18 protein-coding genes are annotated in these 22,614 nt (G+C 40.9%); 8 read left to right on the top strand and 10 right to left on the bottom strand.

Annotation, left to right across the window (positions count from 1 at the left end):
- Positions 1-161 precede the first annotated feature (161 nt).
- The 3 genes from lpdA to H6614_00625 all read left to right on the top strand — a co-directional run bounded on the left by lpdA (position 162) and on the right by H6614_00625 (position 3,964).
- Entirely contained in the window at positions 162-1,577 is a 1,416-nt protein-coding gene (gene lpdA, locus H6614_00635; GenBank protein ID MCB9242160.1) for a dihydrolipoyl dehydrogenase, read from the top strand.
- Positions 1,578-1,826: 249 nt separating this feature from the next.
- Positions 1,827-2,483, top strand: a complete 657-nt coding sequence (locus H6614_00630) for a hypothetical protein (protein MCB9242159.1) — start codon at positions 1,827-1,829, stop codon at positions 2,481-2,483.
- A 713-nt stretch (positions 2,484-3,196) separates the two neighbouring features.
- The gene (locus H6614_00625) at positions 3,197-3,964 is read left to right on the top strand and encodes a hypothetical protein (GenBank protein MCB9242158.1); all 768 of its coding nucleotides are present in this window, start codon (positions 3,197-3,199) and stop codon (positions 3,962-3,964) included.
- 46 nt (positions 3,965-4,010) lie between these two features.
- Here the strand turns inward: H6614_00625 and H6614_00620 are convergent, their stop codons facing one another.
- Together H6614_00620 and H6614_00615 are read right to left on the bottom strand one after the other, a co-directional pair.
- Positions 4,011-5,252, bottom strand: coding sequence for a T9SS type A sorting domain-containing protein (locus H6614_00620; GenBank protein ID MCB9242157.1), 1,242 nt, complete (start codon positions 5,250-5,252; stop codon positions 4,011-4,013).
- A gap of 87 nt (positions 5,253-5,339) precedes the next feature.
- Positions 5,340-6,575 carry an FAD-dependent oxidoreductase gene (locus H6614_00615; GenBank protein ID MCB9242156.1) on the bottom strand — a complete coding sequence of 412 codons (1,236 nt, stop codon included), beginning with the start codon at positions 6,573-6,575 and terminating at the stop codon, positions 5,340-5,342.
- 411 nt (positions 6,576-6,986) lie between these two features.
- Between H6614_00615 and H6614_00610 the strand changes: the two genes are divergently transcribed.
- Positions 6,987-7,403 (top strand): YjbQ family protein, encoded by a 417-nt coding sequence (locus H6614_00610; protein ID MCB9242155.1) that lies wholly within the window; start codon positions 6,987-6,989, stop codon positions 7,401-7,403.
- Complete coding sequence (locus H6614_00605) at positions 7,328-7,990, top strand: hypothetical protein (GenBank protein MCB9242154.1); 663 nt, start codon at positions 7,328-7,330, stop codon at positions 7,988-7,990. The genes H6614_00610 and H6614_00605 overlap by 76 nt, the downstream gene beginning before the upstream one ends.
- Positions 7,991-8,001: 11 nt before the next feature.
- Here H6614_00605 and H6614_00600 read toward each other — a convergent pair whose 3' ends face one another.
- The 4 genes from H6614_00600 to dnaE form a co-directional block, all read right to left on the bottom strand.
- Positions 8,002-8,439 carry a hypothetical protein gene (locus H6614_00600; protein MCB9242153.1) on the bottom strand — a complete coding sequence of 146 codons (438 nt, stop codon included), beginning with the start codon at positions 8,437-8,439 and terminating at the stop codon, positions 8,002-8,004.
- Between the two features lie 413 nt (positions 8,440-8,852).
- Positions 8,853-9,587 carry a hypothetical protein gene (locus H6614_00595; protein MCB9242152.1) on the bottom strand — a complete coding sequence of 245 codons (735 nt, stop codon included), beginning with the start codon at positions 9,585-9,587 and terminating at the stop codon, positions 8,853-8,855.
- A 27-nt stretch (positions 9,588-9,614) separates the two neighbouring features.
- On the bottom strand, positions 9,615-9,938 hold the full coding sequence (gene trxA, locus H6614_00590; GenBank protein ID MCB9242151.1) for a thioredoxin: 324 nt from the start codon (positions 9,936-9,938) through the stop codon (positions 9,615-9,617).
- Positions 9,939-9,958: 20 nt separating this feature from the next.
- The gene (gene dnaE / locus H6614_00585; GenBank protein ID MCB9242150.1) at positions 9,959-13,516 is read right to left on the bottom strand and encodes a DNA polymerase III subunit alpha; all 3,558 of its coding nucleotides are present in this window, start codon (positions 13,514-13,516) and stop codon (positions 9,959-9,961) included.
- 218 nt (positions 13,517-13,734) lie between these two features.
- On the opposite strand from dnaE, the gene H6614_00580 reads away from it, so the two are divergent.
- Entirely contained in the window at positions 13,735-15,237 is a 1,503-nt protein-coding gene (locus H6614_00580; protein ID MCB9242149.1) for a T9SS type A sorting domain-containing protein, read from the top strand.
- A gap of 10 nt (positions 15,238-15,247) precedes the next feature.
- Positions 15,248-16,231, top strand: a complete 984-nt coding sequence (locus tag H6614_00575) for a DUF1028 domain-containing protein (GenBank protein ID MCB9242148.1) — start codon at positions 15,248-15,250, stop codon at positions 16,229-16,231.
- Between the two features lie 2 nt (positions 16,232-16,233).
- On the opposite strand, the gene H6614_00570 is transcribed toward H6614_00575, so the two are convergent.
- A complete protein-coding gene (locus H6614_00570; protein MCB9242147.1) occupies positions 16,234-17,523 on the bottom strand; it encodes a T9SS type A sorting domain-containing protein in 1,290 nt (429 codons plus the stop codon).
- A 113-nt stretch (positions 17,524-17,636) separates the two neighbouring features.
- Between H6614_00570 and H6614_00565 the strand changes: the two genes are divergently transcribed.
- A complete protein-coding gene (locus tag H6614_00565; GenBank protein ID MCB9242146.1) occupies positions 17,637-19,157 on the top strand; it encodes a T9SS type A sorting domain-containing protein in 1,521 nt (506 codons plus the stop codon).
- 33 nt (positions 19,158-19,190) lie between these two features.
- On the opposite strand, the gene H6614_00560 is transcribed toward H6614_00565, so the two are convergent.
- Genes H6614_00560 through H6614_00550 form a run of 3 tightly spaced genes read right to left on the bottom strand, consistent with a single transcriptional unit; the run spans position 19,191 to position 22,521 of the window.
- Positions 19,191-19,943 carry a glycosyltransferase gene (locus H6614_00560; protein MCB9242145.1) on the bottom strand — a complete coding sequence of 251 codons (753 nt, stop codon included), beginning with the start codon at positions 19,941-19,943 and terminating at the stop codon, positions 19,191-19,193.
- The gene (locus tag H6614_00555) at positions 19,940-21,040 is read right to left on the bottom strand and encodes a glycosyltransferase family 4 protein (GenBank protein MCB9242144.1); all 1,101 of its coding nucleotides are present in this window, start codon (positions 21,038-21,040) and stop codon (positions 19,940-19,942) included. The genes H6614_00560 and H6614_00555 overlap by 4 nt, the downstream gene beginning before the upstream one ends.
- Positions 21,037-22,521: a polysaccharide biosynthesis C-terminal domain-containing protein gene (locus tag H6614_00550; GenBank protein MCB9242143.1), complete on the bottom strand. Its 1,485-nt coding sequence runs from the start codon at positions 22,519-22,521 to the stop codon at positions 21,037-21,039. Before H6614_00550 ends, H6614_00555 begins: the two co-directional genes overlap by 4 nt.
- Positions 22,522-22,614 lie beyond the last annotated feature (93 nt).

The following is a 22,614-nucleotide window of genomic DNA, read 5'->3' as shown; positions in this document are numbered from 1 at the left end:
ATTTCAGTTTGCGTTCCCAAATCGGTATTTGGGAACGAGTGTTTTAATAAATCGACGCAAATCAGTAAGGGATAGAATACACTTTGATTTCACGTAAATATGTGACTAGTCTAGATTCCCGCTTTCGCGGGAATGACAATTGTAAAGAAAGGAAAGTTTAATTGAGTAAAAGAGAGATAGTAGTAATCGGGGCGGGACCGGGAGGATACGCGGCGGCGTTCCTGGCGGCAGACCTCGGAATGAAGGTGACATTATTAGATAAGGAAGAGAATCCCGGAGGAGTTTGTTTATATAGGGGGTGTATCCCGTCAAAGGCACTGCTTCACATCGCGAAGGTGATCCGTGAAGCAAGCGAGATGAAGGACTGGGGCGTGGACTTTAACAAGCCTAAGATAACACCAAAGAAACTGACGGCATGGAAAGATGAAGTTGTGAACAAGAACACGGGCGGGCTCGGGATACTGGTTAAGCAGAGAAAGATAGAATACATAAGGGGTGAAGCGAAGTTCCTCGACTCACATACGCTGGAAGTGACAAAACACGACGGCGGAACGGAGAAGGTTGAATTCGACAAGGCAATACTTGCAACGGGTTCCAGACCTGTAAAGATACCAAACATCTCAATAGATAATCCAAACGTACTAGACTCGACATCGGCGCTCAACATAGAGGACGTGCCCGGTACGATGCTTGTCATCGGCGGGGGTTACATCGGGCTGGAGCTGGGATCGGTGTATGCGGCGCTCGGAACGGAAGTAACGGTTATAGAAATGCTACCTCATATTCTGAATGGCGCTGACAGGGACCTTGCGAGACAGCTCGAGACAAAGATGAAGAAGGAAGTGAAGGAGATAAAGCTAAATTCAAAAGTTATCGAACTTAAAGAGGGCAAAAAGGGATTAGATGTAACGATGGAAGATAAGGATGGGAAGCAGACGACAGAGACTTTCGATAAGGTGCTCGTGTCGGTGGGAAGGAAACCGAATTCAGAGAACCTCGGGCTGGAAAATACCAAAGTGGAAGTTACGGAGAAGGGATTTGTAAAGGTGAATAATAAGATGCAGACGGCTGATGAAGCAATCTATGCTATAGGCGACGTAGTGGGAGAACCGATGCTGGCGCACAAGGCTTCCCATGAGGGAAGAACTGCTGTGGAGGTTATTGCGGGGCACAAAGCGGCTTTCGAGCCATCGGCGATACCGGCAGTCGTATTTACCGACCCGGAGGTAGCATGGTGCGGGCTGACAGAAACTGAAGCAAAGGAGAAGGGTATCGAAGTTGGAATAGCAAAATTTCCCTGGGCGGCATCAGGAAGGGCAGGTACACTTGGAAGAACGGACGGGCTGACAAAGCTACTAGTAGAACCTGAGACAGAGAGGGTTCTCGGAGTTGGTATTGCAGGACCGGGTGCAGGAGAGCTGATAGCAGAGGGAGTGCTGGCGGTGGAGATGGCGGCTACACTTACCGACGTCAAGATGTCAATACATCCACACCCGACATTATCGGAGACTGTCATGGAGGCGGCGGAGGTATTTTTCGGAGAGAGCACGCATTTTTACAAGCCGAAGAAGAAGTAAAGTATAGCCTCGAAGGAGACAAGAATTTTCAAGAACACCGCCCGAATTACCTGCAAAGAAATAACCTTAAAAACCGCTTGAGATACCAGGTCTAGATTCCCGCTTTAGCGGGAATGACAAAATTGATTAATCCTCGGTTTTACAATTCCTTATAAAATTCTAAAAAAAGTTAAAATTATTTTTGGTAATTTTGGAGGTATTTCTTCCATTGCATACTGCAACGGATTCCAAAATTAAACCGCACAAAAAATGGTACACAAAACCTTTTTATCTTCCCTGCCCGGAAAGACACGGGCAATAGTATTTTCGTTATTAATAAGCTCACTGATACTGACAGGATGTGGCAAAAAAGACGAAGCCCCAAAAACCGAAGACAAACCGAAGACAGAGAACAAGACGACCGAGAACCAATCATCCGGTAAGAAAAAAGAAATCAAAAAGTCCGAACAACCAAAGCAGGACGTAACGAAGGAAGCACCTGAGGACTGGACTGCTCTCGCTACTTCAGACGGCAAAGTAACATTTTACCTTCCGTCACAATGGACAGTTGAAGAAAACTCAACGAACAAGTTCTCGACACTAAGCGAAGACAAGACAATGGGAACTACTCTTGTAATATTCCCTAACGACAAGATAAGTTCGGATGATCTGCTGGAAGCAGCGTTAGGCGATTTCGATTATGAACCGGACGGCGAAGCAAACGAAATACAGGTCGGCAACATCGAAGGCTATATTACGGCAGCAAGAGGAAATATCAACGGGCAGGACATGATGATGTACGTTATGTCGGCAATCGAGGCAGACGGCGCGGGAAATTATGTGATCTATATTTATACACCAACAGATCAATTCGAGGCAAACAGCCAGATGATGGAAGACATACTTTACAGCATACACTTCCAATAAAATACAAAAAAATGAGATTATTAGCCCTCTCCCCGAAAAGGGAGGGGGTTTTTTTGTTTTCGCTAGAATGTTTTTAACCCCTCTGACATGACAGCTGCTCATTCTTCGCCGGTCATGTCTTCTCCCCTTTGTAAAAGGGGAGATAGATAAAGTTTTTTGCCTACCGCGTGATAGTAATATTTACTTTTATTATGCCTTAGGCAACTTCTTTTGCTTGCACAAAGAAGCAAAATGTACCGCCAGATGAAAGATATATGAATCAAATCGCATGTAATGTTTGAGACCGAATATAGCTAACCACAACGCTCAAAGCAAAGGGTCTAGATTCCCGCTTTCGCGGGAATGACAATACTTTTTTGTATTTTCGCCTGACGGCGTGATTGGTGTTTTACTTTGGGACCTACTCCCGACTTCGTCGTACCCTTCCGTCGGAGGGGGGTTTTTATTTGAGTAAAGTCATCTTTTTTGTTTCTGCGAACGACCCGGCTGTGAGTTTATAATAATAGACACCGCTGGAGAGGTTCTCTCCATCAACTGGTTTCAATTTCACATCAGTAATACCTGGACGATAAACATTACTTTTAAAAATTTTAAATAGGATAATTACCATGTTTTTATTATGTTATTTTTCCCTTTTTATTATTAATTTCAAAACAATAATAAAGGTGTTATCTTTAACAATTAAGTAATCTTTCTTACCATCAACAATAAAAATGTCCAATACTAAATTAGATTTAAAAAATAAATCAGAAACATTCCAATTAAAATCTTTTAGAATTGATCTAGTTGTATTTAAAAAACTAATACAGATAATTGAGGAAAGGTTAGTCATAAAAGAGATTGTAGTTAATAACCGTGTAGTGCAACCTGATAATATAGATTCACTAAGAGTTGAATTTTACGATGAGACAAGTACAAATAATTTTTACATAAAAGCATTTATGAACTTTTCGACAAGAATATTCAAAGGTGGTATAGGGGGTACATCATATCACCCACCTGAAACAAGTGGTCTGATGTTTGAATTAGAAGCAAAATTAGAAATTAGGCTTATTACTCAAGACGTAATTGGTGAAATAAGAATATCCGATAAAGATAATGAGGTTTTACAATTTACATACAATAAGGTTAGAGAATTATTAGCTAAGTTTCCTAAACGAATCTCAAAAATAGATTTACTACCCTCTATAGTATTATATGCAATACCTGTAATACTTGCCCTATATGCTGCTGTTATAAGTAACGTAGTAGATTATTTAAAAAATTCTACTTTTATTATTGTTACAGTTATACTTTGGTCTTTCTCTACTGTATATTTAATTTATGAAACTCTCACTTATAAAAGCTATGAACTACTCCTAAACTCATCCATAAAAGAATATAAAGAAAAACTGAATATTAACCTAAAAGATTGGAAAATAATTATCATTTCTTTAATATTAGGTAGTTTAGCTTTTTTAATTGAAAAACTTTTCCTCTAAGTAATTTCAGATATCTTATAATTACCAAGTTGTCTAGGATAACACCTTATTTGAGTAAAGTCATCTTTTTTGTTTCAGTGAACGACCCGGCAGTGAGTTTATAGTAATAGACACCACTGGAGAGGTTCTCTCCATCAAAGGATACAGAATAGGAGCCGGGTGATAACTGTTCTGAGACAAGAGTCTTCACTTCCCTACCCAGATAATCATATACGACCAATTTTACATACTCATTTTTTAAGATACTAAACTCAATATCCGTCGAAGGATTATATGGGTTAGGATAATTTTGCCTGAGAGAATATCCTTCAGGAATAATAAGAGGGTCTGATATAGACGTAACGACACCGCCATTGGTTGTTTTAAGGATCTTTCCGCTCCATGAGCAAGCAAGCCCTTCAACCGGGGAAGTAAAAGCAATCCCATATATGAATTCGTTTAAAGAGGTCTGCTGGATAGTCCAATTATCGCCCGCATTTGTGGTCTTAAGTACTATGCCGTGATCGCCTCCCACATAACCTGTATCAGGTGTTGGAAAACTAATTGAGAACAGCGCTTCCGTAGTACCAGTACTTAGGAGTGTCCAATTGACGCCTGCATTTGTGGTTTTACGAATTCTGCCTACATCCGCGATGAGGTAACCTGTGTTTTCCGAAGTAAACTTAATATCACGAAAGAATTCGACCGGAGGAATGACACCCACATCCAGCGGGAACCAGCTTTGTCCGGCGTTAGTGGTTTTCAAGACGACGGGCGCACCGCTGACATATCCGGTAGTTTCGTTTACGAAAAATGGTTTATACAGTTGTGTATTACTGCCGGAATTCAGGAGGTTCCAGTTGGCACCGGCGTTAGTTGTTTTGTAGATGACTCCCCCGCTTCCGCAACAATAACCCGTGAAGGAGTTGGTAAATTTAAGTCCCCATAGCTGGGTAGTGGTATCAGCGGTTGGCTGGCGTATCCAATTAAGCCCACCGTTGGTTGTCTTTAAGATAATACCATAATTGCCACTGATATAAACCGTGTCCGGGTGCAGTATCTCTATTGCCATCAGGCGGGTACCGGTATAGCCGGAATTTTGCGCGGTCCAGTTAAGACCTCCGTTAGTGGTCTTATATATATTCATGGTGGAGCCGTTATAAAGGGTGCTGACGGTATAGCCGGTATTAGAATCGTAGAATTCGATCTCATGCAGTGACTGAGCAGGATTCATGGAAATGACCTGCTGCCATTGAGAGAATGCCGTCGAAGCAGAAAGTATAAATAGAGCGAGTAGAATCTTTTTCATAGAAGGTTAGATATTGATTTACTTAAAAATATAAGGAAAATTTAAAAAAGATTTATACCACAAATTATCACGAATGATAAAGAGGAGTTAGAAGTTGCTGAGGTCGCGGCCGAATACGGAGGTCATTATCCAGTCGAACAAGACATGTATCTTATTTCGGAGTCCGACGAGTTTTGTCAGATAAGCACTTCGCCAGAAGATCCATGTATTAAAACCGGAGCCTTTGAACTGGGGAGTATCAGCAAGCGCCTTATTACTTCCAATATAAGCCAGCATTCCAAGATTTTTATACCGGAAGGGGCCGCACTCCTTCCCTTTTGCAATTTTGTTCAGGTATTTTGCGATGAAATATCCTTCACGCTGTGCAACCTGTGCTGTTGCGGGGAGAGGTTTGTCTTTAATTTCAGAACAGTCGCCGACCGCAAAGATCCCGTCATATCCCGGGACTCTGAAGTAATTGTCCGTTATAATCTTGCCATTCTTATCTTTCTCGAATGGTGTGTCCTTTACGAAAGGAAGCGCGGTATTGCCTGTTGCCCAAACCAGCATGGAGTATTTAATTATAGTGCCGTCTTTCAAAGTCAGGCAATCCTTTTGCACGTCGGTTACAATGGAATTCATTTTGAGGTCAATCTTGGCACGGTTGAAGACTTTCATCGCGTACTCACTGAGCTTTTGACTAAACGAGCTGAGTATTTTTTGCGCCGCGTCAACGAGGATGATCTCGGTATACTGGAGGAGACCGGGATATTTCTTTTTGATATCCTCTTCCAGAAGGTCATTTAATTCAGCAGCGAACTCCACACCGGTAGGTCCTCCCCCGCAGATAACGAAACGGAGTTTGTCCCGGATCTCATCTTCACTCAAGCCGGGCAGGTTCGCATCCTCGAAGCAGTCGATTATTTTAACACGTATCTTTCGTGCGTCGCTAAGTTCACGCAGGAAGTAAGCGTATTTTTTCACACCCTCGATGCCGAAAGTATTCGTGATCTCACCTACCCCGATGATAAGATAGTCATAATCCATATCGAACTTTTCGCCGGAATCCTTATCCAAACATTTTACTTTTTTATTCTGATGATCAATACTGAGGCATTCACCCATGAAAAAGCGGACTTTTCGTAAGGAACGTATGGGTTCGATAATACTGCGGAAAGCTATCGTACCAACTGTTGTACTGGGAAGGAGCGGAGTAAAAAGGAAGTGATTTCGGGGGCTGATATTTACAACGTCATAGGAATCGAGGTCGATCTTTTTAATAACACCGTAAGCGGCAAAGCCGGAACCAAGTATGATGAGCTTCTTTTTTTGCTTTGGGCTCATTTTGCGGGTTTATATAAAAATAGGGAGAATGGATCTTAGATGGGATTGAATAATTTTGGGATGGACATTGCCTGAAGGGAAAATACTTGCCTATCGGCATGACAGATCGTTTTCTCATCCCTTCTTTTGCTTGCACAAAAGAAGCAAAATGCACCGCCAGATGTAAATCGGCTAAAATTACCCGTGTTCTGCACTCAGACGGCTAAACTCGCTCACTATACGATCAGAAAGTTAGACGCTCGCTCAGACAGTACCCGTCCGTCTCCGATTTCATCGGAGAACGTTTGAAGCCGGGTAATTTCTTCACGCCGATTTCCATAATGGCGGAGTAACTCTTCACCTGTAGGCGGAGTTTTGGAATGAGTTTAAATATTAAGTTTAAAGATTTATTATATAGAAAAAATCTTACATATGAAATCATACAGAAAAGAGCTTTGGTTTGAGGTCAAGAAGCGGAGAGAACTGATCAATATTACGCCGGATGTGGAGAGATGCGTACAGGAAAGCGGGATCAAGGAGGGGCTCGTACTTTGTAATGCGATGCACATTACGGCAAGCGTATTCATAAATGATGATGAGAGCGGACTGCACCAGGATTATGAGGCATGGCTGGAGAAACTCGCCCCGGAGAAACCGCATTCACAATATAAGCACAACGGATACGAGGATAATGCCGACGCGCATCTAAAAAGGACGATAATGGGTCGAGAAGTGGTAGTGGCCGTAACGGACGGGGAGCTGGATTTCGGACCGTGGGAGCAGATATTTTACGGGGAGTTCGACGGGAAGAGGAAAAAGAGAGTGCTGGTGAAGATAATCGGGGAATGACAAATGATCGAAAAATGAAAAGTCAAATTAAGTATTACCTAACATTAGTTTTACTATCATTATTTTTTTTCAGTTGTAGTTCCAGGCACAAGAAACTTGAGGTATCTTATGATGATGCCAAAGAAATATTAGTTAATAATGAATCTAGATTTAACGAAATTGCAAGAAAATTCCTGAATCAAAAATCTTTAATAGATATTTCTAGAAAGTATTTTTCTTATGAAGTTGTTTATGATATTGTTGCTAAGAATGGAATGTTTCGAATTACAATTCTTAATATGTCGGAAATTGATTTTTGGAAAAAAAATAATATCAATAGTATTATAAATGAAGGTAAATCCTTTGCATCTTTTTTAGATAATAATTCAATTGACATAAACCTGTTTCTGAATTTAAAAGATTTTCTCTTTGAATTAGAAATTTTCGGAATAGAAAAGAATACCGAAGGTGATATTGTAAAAATAGATATTATGTACAGTCAGGGTTTGCTTTATTTGGATAAAATAGGAACAAAAATTACTGGAATCCCGTCTACATCAATAGTTAAAAAGATTACTGACAACTGGTATTATTTTAAAATAGAGTAAAATTCCCAACCTTACTTAGGTACAATTTCAAGATCGTTTAGCAGTTTTGACATGCTTTCTTCTTTGTTTCTTGCTTTGTAGAATAGCCTTTCCTTGCACCTGTAGCCGGATGTTGCGGGAAATAAAAATTCGAGTTTCTTCTGTAAAAGCTTTTGCCTCACCCTGTTCGGCTCCGGGGTAACACGAAAATGCGATTGGAATATCTTTAGATTTGTATCTTCACCCTGCAAAAATCTCATTCCGGCAAGGTGGTCTATAATAATCTGCATCGATTCAGCACTTCCCTGCCATTTTATCTTAGAGGTATAGTCATCCTCGATAGCGAGCTTCTTACCCGTAAAATGTGAGAAAAACTCATCAATGTCACAGTCTATAATGTTTTCCGAGCGCAAGAGCTGATAAAACTCGATCAGCTGGCGTTTGAACCCGTACCAATATATTTTGTGCATAGGGTAAGGTGGTGAGATTTTGGAAATCATTCAAGGAAATTTCACACATATTCGAATCTGAAGTAAAGGAGAAATTGTAAATTTACTTCTTGCCTATCGGTGTAAATAAATGGTTTTCTCATCCCTTCTTTTGCTTGCACAAAAGAAGCAAAATGCACCGCCAGATGTAAATCGCATATAATGTTGAGACCGAATTTAGCTTCTAGCAACGATCACAGCAAAGGTCTGGATTCCCGCTTTCGCGGGAATGACAACGCTTTTTCGGCCTTTCGCCTGACGGCGTGGTAGGAAATTTACCGTGGGAACCCACCCCGTTCCCGATAAATCGGGACCACCCCTCCGTCGGAGGGGATTTTAAAACAAAAACCCCGGGAGAACCGGGGTTTTGTTTGTCACGACATTTAAAAGTTTATTTATTTGCCGGGCATTTTCATGTCTTTAAGCTTTTCGAGGCTTTTAAGATTTTTCATGCCCTTCATCATATCTTCCATATCAATGAACTCGACATCCGTTGGAACATCAAAGTCAGATGCAGAAATACCGGAACCGTCATTCATTTTGGTAGCGGTTATAGTCATCTCTTTTGATTTCATGCGCAGGACGGCTTTTTTATCATAAACAGAAATCGTACTACCGTTACCCATGTCATATATCTCGCATTCTTTGCCAAGTATCTCTTCCGTCCCGATCTTTTTATATTTATCCAATTGTTCCTCAATATCTTTCATGTCGAAATTCTTCTCATCCTTCTTATATTCATCTACTTTCATCTTGATGCCGGTTTTCTTACCGCCGATATTGGTAACGGAATAAACATAAGGATCTTTATAGAGCGCAACACTTTCACCGCCTTCCATTCCACCGAAGTTGCCCTCCATAATTGTCTTAAAATTCTCACCCATTCTATACAGTGTCATCGTACCGCTCATTTTAGGACCTTCCATCGCGTATTCAATCATGAACTTCCCGGTAGACATATCAATATCGCCACTCGAGCTACCATCGTTTCCTTCATCTTCGGATTTACTATTCTCGGTTGATTCTTTATCTCCTGAAGAAGTAGTATCTTTTTTACCACAGGAGGATAAGGTCAAAAGTGACGTACAAAGTAAAACGAGGAAAATACTCCTAAATAGAGTGATCATCATAGCTCCGGTTTTATGGTTAGGGTAAAGTTAATTAAGGTGAGCGCTAAGCTTACCAATAATATGATCTTTTGGAACTGCGCCGACTATCTGGTCAACTACCTGCCCGCCTTTGAAGATCAAAAGTGTTGGGATACTTCTAATACCAAACTCCATTGCTACCTGCTGATTATTATCAACGTCAAGCTTACCGACTTTTACTTGTCCATCATACTCGGTCGCAATCTCTTCAACGATAGGAGCGATCATTTTACATGGTCCGCACCATACTGCCCAAAAATCGATCAACACAGGTTTATCGGAATTTCTAACTTCAGTTTCGAAATTACCATCAGTGATTTCCATTAATGCCATTTGTAGAATCCTTTCAATTTTTAATTTATTTCTAAATTACTCTCCCCAACAATTTCTTTCAAGTTGGAAATTAAATCCTCAGAGAGTTTAAGCTTAAATTCACGGGATTTCCAGTCCTGATAGGAGCCGTTGTTTTTTACTCTAAAGTATAAAAAACAATTTCCCGGGTATTCTGATACTACGGATTTTATTTTCTCAAGTTTCTCAAAAACATCATCTTCTTTATCATTGAGCTTTATGAGGGCATAACTGCCCAGCCTTTCTCTAAGCTGGGTCATTGGGAATATATCCTCTATAACAAGTTTTATCGAATCTCCGTTCTCGTCAGCTCTGCCGGTAACATATACAACAGAATCATTTTTTAAAAAATTACCGGACTGTACAATAATACTCTCAAAAGCGATACATTCCGCTGAGCCGTATGTGTCAATAAGGTCAAAAGTAGCGAATTTTTTGCCACGTTTAGATATCCTGGGCTGGAAATTGGAAATAACCCCGCAGACCTTTACAGTACCAAGGGAATTGAAGTCGAGTTCATTAACATCAACACCGAAATCGAGGTTGGTGAAGAGAGAAATCTCCTCTTTATAGTTCTCCAGCGGATGTCCCGTAAGATAAAAGCCAATGGCAGATTTTTCGCGTATATATTTTTCCACTTTTTCAAACTCCGGCGCATCGCCGAGAATGAAACTATCTTCGTATTCGTTACCACCTTTACCCATAGTAAAGAGACCTTCCTGCCCCTGTGATTCGGGGAGGGTCTTATATCTCTGCGCATAGGCGACGGTACGCTCAAGATTTGAATAGAGCTTATTACGGTTGGGTTCGATATCGTCAAAAGCCCCGGCAAAGATAAGCCCTTCAAGTGTTTTACGGTTTACAAGCCGTAAATCTACTCGTTTAAGGAAGTCCACAAAGCTCTTATAAGGACCATTCTCTTCCCGCTCTTCGACAATGTTTTGTACGGCTTTTTCGCCGACATTTTTTATGGCGCTAAGCCCGTAGATAATCTCCCCTACTTTGTCTCCTTCGTCGAGATACTTAACCGTAAAATCAACCGAGCCACTATTAATGTTTGGAGAGAGAAGATCGACATTCATTTTTTTGCATTCGAAGGCAAGCTCCTGCAGTTCAGTCTCACTGTCCTTTCTACATGCCATGGAGACGGCAAGGAATTCGACAGGATAGTGTGTTTTGAGGTACGCGGTGTAAAACGCCAAAATCGAGTAAGCGACGCCGTGCGATTTATTAAAGCCGTAGTCGGCAAAATCCAGTATTAAAGAGAAGATCTGTTCCGCCGTCTTTTTAGGTACTCCATTTTCTTCAGCACCTTTGATGAAGTGAACCTTTACCTCATCCATCATTGCTTTTATCTTCTTACCCATGGCTTTTCTCATATTGTCAGCCTGCGCCATGGTGAAACCCGCGACTTCACGCGCGATCTGCATCACCTGCTCCTGGAATACAATAATTCCGTAAGTTTCCTTTAGGGAGTTTTCCATAAGCGGGTGAAGGTACGTAACCTCTTTGCGACCGAAACGTTTTTCTATGAAATCGGGAATAAGCTTCATCGGACCGGGGCGATAGAGCGCGTTCATAGCGGCGAGGTCGTTGATATTCTTGGGCTTCATCTTTGCGAGATACTCACGCATCTTGCTTTTTGAAAACTGGAATATACCAACGGTCGAGCCGGAGCCGAAGAGTTCATAGGTTTTTTCGTCATCGAGCGGGATCTTATCGACTGTGAGATCGGTATTGTGGTGATCATTGACTAGTTTGAGAGTCCTGCCAATTACCTTTAATTCTTTGAGCCCAAGGAAGTCCATCTTAATGAGCCCGGCATCCTCGAGCTGATTCATATCGTACTGCGTGCAGAAGACATCTTCCTCGCCCGTGACCTTAGACAGCGGTACATAGTCAACAACGTCAGACGGAGCAATTACAACGCCAGACGCGTGGATGGAGGAATTTTTGTTGAGATTTTCAAGAACCTGTGAATACTCGTATAGTTTTTTTCTCTCATCTTTTAAATCGGGAGGAGATTTTTTGAAGTAGTTTTTAAAGTCTTCCACTTCATCCATACACCTTGTAAGAGGTGTTACCTTTCCGAAGACGATGGGGATATGCTTTGTAAGGTCATTAATTTCGTTGAACGGGAAATTGAGAACACGGCCGACGTCCTTTAGAACGCCACGGGGAGCAAGTTTATTGAAGGTGATTATCTGGGCAACGGAATTATCGCCAAATTTTTCTTTCGCGTATTGTATAATTTCATCCCTGCGATCATCCTGAAAATCAACGTCTATATCAGGCATAGATATTCTTTCGGGATTCAGGAAACGCTCGAAGAGGAGATTGTATTCGAGCGGATTTACATCGGTGATGCCCAGGGCATAACATACCAGGCTTCCTGCCGCGCTTCCCCTACCGGGACCAACGAGAATTCCTCTCTCCTTAGCGGCACGAATAAAATCCTGCACAATAAGGAAGTATCCTGCGAACTCCATTTTTTCTATAACAGAAAGTTCATAATTAAGGCGATCGTGCTCATCTTTGCCTGGGTTCTTTATCCTTTTTTCCAGTCCTTCATAAGAGAGCTTTTTCAGATATTCATCCAGGTCTTCGGTTTCGTCCTCTTTTGGAATCTCAAAACGGGGCATGTGGTTTTTAGACAGATCGAGGTCGAGGTTACATTTTTCGGTTACCTCAAGGGTTGATTTAATCGCATCAGGATAATCACGGAAGAGCTCACACATCTCTTTCGCGGATTTAAAATAAACCTGGTCAGTTCCGTAACGGAGATTGTTTAGAATCTCATAACTGTCCTGCACTTTGGACTGCTTAGCGCTGATGTGCAGATATATATTGTGAGCGATGGCATGCTCTGGTTTTATGTAATGGCAATCGTTTGTAACGATCAGTTTCAGTCCGAACTCTTTTGCAAGCTTAGGCATCCACTCCAGAACTTTCTGTTCGGCATCAATAGTGAGGTGGTTTTGAATTTCCAGATAGAAGTCATCGCCAAAGATGTCTTTGTATTGTCCAACCATCTTACGCGCCATGTCCATGTCATTTCGGGTAATATAGCAGGAAATCACTCCTCCGGCGCACGCGGAGGTGGCAACAAGTCCCTGATTATACTGGCTTAATACTTCAAGATCTATACGCGGCTTATAATAGAAGCCTTCTGTGTGCCCAATGGAGACAAGCTTTAAGAGATTACGGTAACCAACCTCATCTTTTGCGAGGAGTATAAGGTGCGCGTAATTAATATTAGTAGAAGAAAGACCGTCGGAATTTTCGGAGCGGACCTCGTCAGAGGTATCATTTTTTTTACCGCGCTCAAGACGTGAACCCGACTGCGCGACGTAGACTTCACAACCGATGATAGGTTTGATATCATTCTTACGGCATTTTTTATAGAACTCCATTGCACCATACATTACGCCGTGGTCGGTCAGCGCAACTGCTTTCATTTTATTATCAACGGCAGCCTGCACAAGACCGTCAACAGTTGCAATCGCATCAAGGAGCGAATAATGAGTATGATTGTGAAGATGTATAAATTCGTGAGGCATAAAGGAAAATACTAAACTAAATTAAATTTATACAGAGTTAAATTTTAAGTTTGACACCTTACGGAAATTTACTATAGTGCTAAAACGATAAACCATAGATTTCCAATAATTAATTCCTTTGGAATGCTAATTGCATTATTGAAGATGTTACTTGTAGATTAACAAATTTTCTTATAACTTAGAAATAGTAAGGGTAAATCAAAAGGGGGGTAAATAGTATGAAGCAACTATTTACATTTTTTCTGGCATTATTTTCTTTAGTATTTTCGACTTCCTATTCCCAATACTGGATAAACCAGAACAGCGGAACAACAAAAACACTCAACGGAATAAAATTCACGGATCTTTCAACCGGCTATGTGGTAGGTGAAACAGGCACCGTAAGGAAAAGCACTAACGGCGGGTTTAACTGGTCACCTTTAGCGGCAGGCACGTCTCAAACTTTGCGCGGGCTTTCCTTTGTTAACAGCAACACAGGTTACATTGCCGGTGATTCTGGTGTTTTACGTAAGACCATAAACGGCGGAACTAACTGGTTTGTACTTACAAGCGGATTCAACATAGATCTGAATTCGATATATGCTGTAGATGCTAATACAGTATTTGCATGCGGGGATAACGGTCTGGTAATAAAGACCGTAAATGGAGGAATAAACTGGTTCACACAATCCGCTGGTACAATATCCAATCTAAACTCAATTCACTTCCTTAATGCAAACACAGGCTATACAGTAGGTGAACAAAGCACTATCCGGAAGACAACTAATGGCGGATCCAGCTGGTTCACACAAACAGTAAGCGCCTCCGGACCCATGACCAGTGTTTACATAGTCGACGCAAACAAAGCCGTGATCACATTTTCGGGATCAAACGTAAATTTTTATATTACGGATAATGGCGGAACAACGTGGACACCCCAGTTTTTTGGAAACACCTATACTACAAGGTGCGTAGATTTTGTAGGCGGGCTTTACGGATATGTAGGAGGCGACGTTGGTACATTTTACACAACGGGCAACGGGAGTACAACCTGGGCATCAGGAGCAAACGGAACCTGGGCTTACGGAATCTCATTTGTAACTCCGACTGACGGCTGGAAAGCCGGTCCAAACGGAGACATACAGCGAACTACAAACGGCGGAACACAACCTCCGGCAGCTCCAACAAATCTTATTGGGTCTGTGGTCTCCGGAAACCAAATATTCCTGTCCTGGTTTGACAATTCGAATAATGAGCAAGGATTTAAAATAGAAAGAAGCGTCGGAATGCCGACAAATTTTGACCTGGTAGGAATCGTAGGAGCTGGTGTACCCAATTTTATTGATACAAGCGGATTAGTTTATGGTACCCGATACTATTATAGAGTTTATGCCTTTATCGGCGCAGGGAATTCAGCATTTTCAAATGTTGAAACAATTGTACTCACTACTCTATTTCAGACCGGAAGCGAGATACCGGACAGATACAGGCTTTACAATAATTATCCTAATCCATTCAATCCGACGACAAAAATAAAATTCGACCTGCCGGGAAATGCGTTTGTGAATATTAAAGTATATGACATGAGCGGGCAGGAGGTCGATGAAATAGTCAATTCGCAACTGAATGCAGGAAGCTATGAAGTGAACTATGATGGTGGGAAATTATCAAGCGGAGTATATTTTTACAGGATCAGTGCGGGCGATTTTACAGAGACAAAGAAGATGATGTTAATAAAATAAGTTACGGAGTATGAATAAACATACATTATTCATATTATTTATTTTCTTTTTAATGATATCAAATTCTCAGGCACAGTTTTATAGTAAGCCGTTTGCACATACATACTCGATAGTTGCGCGGGACCCGGTTACCGGAGAAATGGGAGTAGCCGTACAGTCGCATTGGTTTTCGGTTGGCTCTATCGTGGCGTGGGGTGAGGCAGGGGTTGGTGTAATTGCGACGCAGTCATTTGTAAATGTATCATTTGGATTACGGGGACTGGAGCTTCTCAAACAAGGCAAGACACCTCAGGAAGTAGTTGATGAACTGATCTCAACTGATGAAGGCAGAGATGAGAGGCAATTAGCTGTACTTGATTCAAAGGGGAATGCGGCGTCATATACAGGTAAGAAGTGTATACCCGAAGCCGGCAATAAGGTTGGAGAGAATTACTCAGTGCAGGCAAACATGATGCTGAATAACACTGTGTGGGGAGCGATGGCAGATGCATTCGAGAATTCGACCGGACCGCTAGCGGAGAGATTAATAGCTACCCTGGAAGCGGCACAGAACGAGGGCGGCGACATACGAGGAAAACAGTCGGCAAGTCTCCTAATAGTAAGGGGCGAATCAACAGGGAATAAGTGGGAAGATAAGTTAATAGACCTAAGGGTGGAAGACAGTGATGAGCCGGTGAAGGAATTGAGAAGGCTATTGAAAGTTCACAGGGCATATGAGCATATGAACAACGGCGACCTGGCAATAGAGAAGGGAGATATAGAACTGGCATTGAAAGAGTATTCGACGGCAGAAGAGATGTTCCCGGACAACCTGGAGATGAAGTTCTGGCACGCGGTAACTCTTGCAGGGATAGGAAAGGTGGATGAGTCACTCCCAATATTCAAAGAAGTATTTTCAAAGGATGCTAACTGGCGAGAACTACTGATGAGATTGCCAAAGGTAGATCTGTTTAATGTGAGTGATGATGATATGGAGAAGATAAAGGGGCTGTAAGGTTATTTCACGAGTATCATTTTCATTGTCTGTGAGAAGTCATTAGCTGTCAATGTATAGAAGTATAGTCCACTAGGAATATTCTCACCCTGATATGTATATTCATATCTTCCAGCCTGTAAGACCTTATTTAAGACGGTTTTGACTTCCCGTCCCAGAGAGTCATAGATCTTCAGAGAAACCAAGCCACTGACGGGTATATCAAACCAAAAATTCGTACTGGGATTAAATGGGTTAGGATAGTTCTGATATAGTCTGAACGAAGAAGGAATCTCCGAGGAAATCTGATGAACATTTATAATCACACCGGCAGAAGTTGTTTTGATAATAGTACCTGAGTTTCCCACGGCATAGGCTGTCGAAGTATCTACGAAGTAAGAATCTCTCAGAAAGGTCGTAACAGGACTTGTTTGAATCTCCCAGTTATTCCCATTAGTATATGACATCAGGATTATTCCATTATTACCAACAATCGAAATATTCCCGTTGGTCAAATATATGACCGATTTCAGCGCTTCAAAAGGAGTAAGGTATTCTGACCAATTAGCACCTCCGTTTGAAGTTCTGTATATTACCCCATCATTAGAGATATCCGTGCCTCCAACTATGATACCATTATCCGAGTCTTTAAAATCCGCCCGGCTTAGTTCCATATTTGGAGCAGGTGTTACCGTAGTCCAATTCACACCGGCATTCGTTGTTTTTATAGCAACATTGTATCCGCCAACGAATCCGGTATTTTGACCCACGAAGTGTACAAAATAAAGGTTGTTTGATGTGATAACAGGAACCTGTGACCAGGTCACTCCTCCATTTGTTGTCCGTAACAAGGTACCATTGACACCGGCAATATAGCCAGTATCAGAAGTGACTCCCTCTGTTTTAACAAATTGAATATCAGCAAGATTAACACTTACACCGGCGGTGCCATTAACATTCCAAGAAGAACCGGCATTAGAAGAATAGAGAATCAATCCATTCTGCCCAACAATAGTCCATCGCAATGAGTCTACATAAGCAAGTTTGTACATCGCTAATGACGATACAACCGTCCCCGAAAACCAATTCAGACCTCCGTTCGTTGTTCTAAGAATCTTACCATTTTCTCCGACTACCATACCAAAATTTGCCGAGTAAAACTTAACACCATGAAGGTTGTTTGTAGCGCCGGAATTGAGCTGATGCCATCCGTATTGTGAGAAGGCTGTATTAGTGAGCAAGAGTAGCAAAATAGCAATAGGCAGGCTAATCTTACTTTTTAACAAATATTTAACAAAAAAGTCCTTGCTCATTTGATTATTTTAACATAATTTAGGTTAAGAGAGAGAAATATTCAACTTAATTATTTTAAGCCATCGGAGCTCCCACCTAAAAACTCAATTTATAATCTATGGAGGCAATTAAAATGAGAATCTATCTATTAATCCTTATATTTTCATCGACAAGCTTAATTTCCAATGCACAAAATGGCTGGGTCACACAGAACAGCGGTACAACAAATGACCTTTGGTGTGTCCAGTTTATAAATGAAACAACCGGATTCTGTAGCGGTGAGGGAGGAATCATAATCAAGACAACCAATGGCGGAAGCACTTGGTTTATGCAGGTCACCGGAACAAGTGACACATTATTTTGTATACAGTTCCCGAACCTGACCAATGATACTGGATACGCATGCGGATCCAGTGGAACATTAAGGAAGACAACTAACGGAGGAATTAACTGGTTTTCACTTCCAAGTGGAATAACCCAGACAATCAAATCCGTTTTCTTTAACAACGCAAACACGGGCTATTATGTAGGTTACCAGGGAGAAGTACGGAAAACTACTAATGGTGGGATAAACTGGAATCCACAGATAAGTGGAACAACAGCAAACTTGTGGTCAATATGTTTCCTAAACCAGAGTACAGGCTGGCTTGCCGGATTTACTGGAAAGGTAAGAAAAACAACCAACGGCGGGATCAACTGGTTTTCCCAGGGATCCTTTCCAAGCATAGATGAGCTACTCTACATTAAATTTTTAAATGCAAACACTGGAATCGTAACGGTAGGAGTTCCCGGCACAATTAATTTTTACCAGACATCAGATGGCGGTACAACATGGTCACCGAAAAATTATGGAACTCTACATAGCGCGCGATGCATTGACTACATAACAGACGATGTATGGATGATGTCAGGAGATGCCGGAGACATATTCAGGACAGATAACGGCGGCCTTAATTGGGCATGCGTAACTCCGCCAGGAACAACGACGTGGTTTTTCTCAACAGATTTTGTTACAACAAATAAGGGATGGGTAGTAGGAAGAGATGGGAAAATTTTATATACATCAACGGGAGGCAGCCTGGCCCCTGCGGCGCCATCCAATCTACTGGGATTTCCATTGTCAACCAGTTCTATTTACTTAACATGGTTTGATAATTCTAGTAATGAGCAAGGATTTAAGATCGAAAGGAGTCTAAGCACTCCTGATAATTTCCAGGTTGTCGGTACAACGGGAGCCAACGCGGAGAACTTTACAGATAACTCAGGGATATCACCTACAAATTTGTATTATTATAGGGTATATGCATTTAATGGGGCTTCTAATTCCGCGTATTCAGATACGATTGCAGTACTAGTAACAGGAAATATCCAGGCAGGAAACTCAATACCCGATAAATATAAGCTATATAATAACTATCCGAATCCTTTCAATCCATCAACGAAGATAAAATTCGATCTGTCACAAAATACTGATGTTAGGTTGACAATCTATGATATGAGGGGTTCGGATGTACAGGAAGTAATAAATACCCAGATGAATGCAGGGAGTTACGAGTTCAGCTTTAACGGAGCAAATCTATCCAGCGGCGTTTATTTTTACAGATTGACAGCTGGAAATTTTGTTGAAACCAAACAGATGGTACTGGTTAAATAAGACAATAATTTGGCGGGGCAGCTAACTGTCCCGCTAATAATATTTCTTTTTATTGGATAGATAGTACTTAATAAAATCTTTCGAAAGAAGGGCGTGGCTTTTTAGGACTTCGTAAAGGTCGAAGTGTTTTCTAAGGATAGAAAATCGCTCTCGATTTGAGCTGATTATATTTTTCTTGGAGAATCCACCGACGAGAAATTTAGATAATATCAACTTAGTATTTCCGATTGTTTTACAATTCTTCAAAGTTTTTATCATCCAATCAACATCGGCGGTATATTTATATCTTAGATCGTAGTTTACCGCATATTTTCTTTTTACAATAAAGGACTGATGGCTAACGACCATTCCCCAAATCATATCTTTCCAGCTAAAAGATTCAGGAGGAGTTTTTAAAGTACGTGTTCCAAGGTCTTCTTCGTTTTCATCTATATAACCGACATCCCCGTAATAAGCATCAGCTTCCTCCAGCTCAAATACTTTAGAAATAGTATCCGAAGAGTATATTTCATCTCCAGCATTAAGAAACCATACATAATCACCTGTGGCAATTTTGAGTCCCTTATTCATCGCATCATAGATGCCTCTATCCGGTTCACTAACAAACTTCGAAACAATATTTTTGTTTTTCTCAATAACATCCAGTGTAGAATCAGTGGACGCACCATCTATAATTATATATTCTATATTGTCATACGTTTGCGTGGCAATACTCTTTATAGTCATTGGTAAAACTTTCTTACCATTATAGACAACGGTTATTATGCTGATGACAGGTTGTTTCATCTTTCTAGCAATTCATTATAAAATTTTATATGTTCTTCAGCACACCTTTTCCAACTAAATTTCTTTTGCTGTTCAAGTCCCCTATTAATAAAATCTAACCGGGTCTTTTCGCCATTAAGCATAAGTAATAGCTTTTCCTTCATATCTTCAAGGCTATCCGGGTCAATATATAAACCGGCATCCCCTACTACTTCGGGAATCGAGCTTATATTTGAGGCAATCACCGGGCAGCCGATAGTCATTGCTTCAAGAGGGGGGATGCCAAAACCTTCATATTTAGATGGATAAACAAAGACAGATGCATATTTATAAAAATTTGCTAAGCGTTTATCATCACCCCCATCAAAAATAATTTTACCCTCAAGGGCATTTGTCTTAACAAACTCCTGCTCTTTTGCCGAAGGTGGACCTCCTCCATAGCAAACGAGTTTGAACGAGTTATTAATATCAGGTAAAGCAACAAAAGCATTAGCAAGCAACGTAAAATTTTTGTAACCTTTCCTATCACCGACGAAAAGGATGTAATCATCTTTTATAATCCGTTCACCCTTGACATTAGGATCGATGGAGTTTCCCAGATGGATCACCCTGGTTTTTTCTTCAGGCACATTAAATACCCTAATCAAATCGCGGCGTGTTGACTCCGAGATACATACAAGTCCATCGGCTTTGGGAATAGACTGTTTTTTCCATTCGGAAGTTTTATCCAAAGGAGAAAATGAATCGGGAAAAAATTCATGCGTCATATCAAGGACAGTCATTACCCTTTTACCTTTAAATGATGGGCAGAGATAATTGTAATAGGTCTGGTGATAAAGATCAAAATCATATTTATTAATGAAACGCGGGAGGAGATATTCGTTTAGTTTCAGAAAAAGGAGCTTGGTCTTAAACCGGGGTTTATATTTCTTTCCCCAGAAATGCGTAAAAGCATCCTTAAAATCCTCAAGCCCGTATTCATTTATAAAGTAACCCATAAAAGCCGAGATATCCAGGGAGTCACTTCCAAGCAGATCTTTAATTGTTTCATAGAAATAGCGGGAGATACCTCCATATCTCTGCATAGCAAAAGTCTGATGATCATAAACAATCTTCATCTTATCAGCTTTAATTTACGGGCGTACTTATCAAATTTCTCATTTATGTCGGAAGAGACTTTAAGCAAAAGCAATAAGCCAAGATAGAAAGCGGTACAAATCCCGCTTCTATATACTATATCCAGATAGACATTTCCAAGTGCGGGCAGGAAAAGCCCTATTAATAAAGTAATTCCGGCTAATACCACAACGATAACGTTTTTAGAATCGAAGGGCTGCATCTTGTATTCTTTGAAGAGAAAGCCCCATTTGAGCAGGTTGAAAATCAATACAGATAGCATTGTGGCAATGGCGGCTCCTATAGCACCGTATAGTGTAATGAAAATGAAATTAAGAAGGATACATAAGCCGGCATAAATTATATTGAACAAAGTGTCGTAACGGTATTTAACTGATGTAGAAATAATGTCTGAGTTTATGCCACCTGTCATGTCAATCAGAAAAGACAAACCGAGGAAGTAATAGAAAACAAAACCTTCCCGGTATTCAGGTTTAATGAAGTAAAGTATATTTTCCTTGTTTATCGCAATACCGACGTAGACAATGCTACCAATAATGAGTAAGAGCAGAGACGTTCTTTTGTAAAGAGCTGATATAAGCTGAACGTCGTTCTCCTTCCATGCTTCGGTAATAGTCGGCATTGTAATACGGTAAAGGGATCGTGCAGGGAAGAATATTACAGTAGCAATATAAATGAATAGCGAGTAAATACCCACCATCCTCAGACCGACCATAGAGCCGATCATAATCTTGTCAATGTTTTGCGCGAGGAAGTATGATGAACCTCCGAGCAAAGTAAACAGACCGTAGCGGATAACCTCTTTTGCTCTGAGTTTGTTTAGGAGTTTAGAACCGACAATGAGCTTATATTCACGGGTGAAGACAACCTGGCCCAATAAGAGGATCACGACGAGACCGTTTATCAAAACATAAAACACGAGGAACTGATAGAAATCGATAACTTTGAAAAAGACAAGGAAAATTCCAACAGTGGTCAAGACACGAAAGAGTACATCCCTTAAAAAAACGGCGAAGACCGTCTGGTGAACGGCGCGAGTTACGCCTTCAAACACGGTAAATAGAAGCTGGAAAAATGAAATCGGGACTAGAAAATAGTAGTAATCTACATACAGTGCTGAATTTTCTATGAACTGGGCTGAGATAAAGGGCTTGAGAACTACATAAATAAGGGTAACAATCACAAACCCGGCTATTGCAATGAGCATAACCAGAAAGAGAAACCCGCCATGCTTTTTGTCGTCAGTCTTGAAAAAGGGGAAGAAACGAACTATAGCATTTGTCAGTCCTAGAGCAGAAAGCTGGGAATAAACGATCGCCATTCCCGCAAGTAATTGTATAAGGCCGAACTCTTCTACACTAAAATAGGCTGGAAATAATATTACCACATTAAGGTAGCCTAAGACCAGTCCAATGTAGGAAAAAACAGTATTTTTTAAAGCTTGCGCCTGAATTCGCCCCAAAGCGAAAAATTTGCTTTAACTATTAATTTTCAATTTACTTACTTCCTTATGTAGTATCAATTTAAAAAATTTAATTTAGTATTTATTAGAGTG

It is taken from the genome of Ignavibacteriales bacterium, assembly GCA_020635255.1.
Taxonomy (GTDB): domain Bacteria; phylum Bacteroidota; class Ignavibacteria; order Tepidaquicellales; family Tepidaquicellaceae; genus JAEYVS01.
The sequence above is the reverse complement of the archived record's forward strand: the minus strand, read 5'-3'. Positions and strand labels throughout refer to the sequence as shown.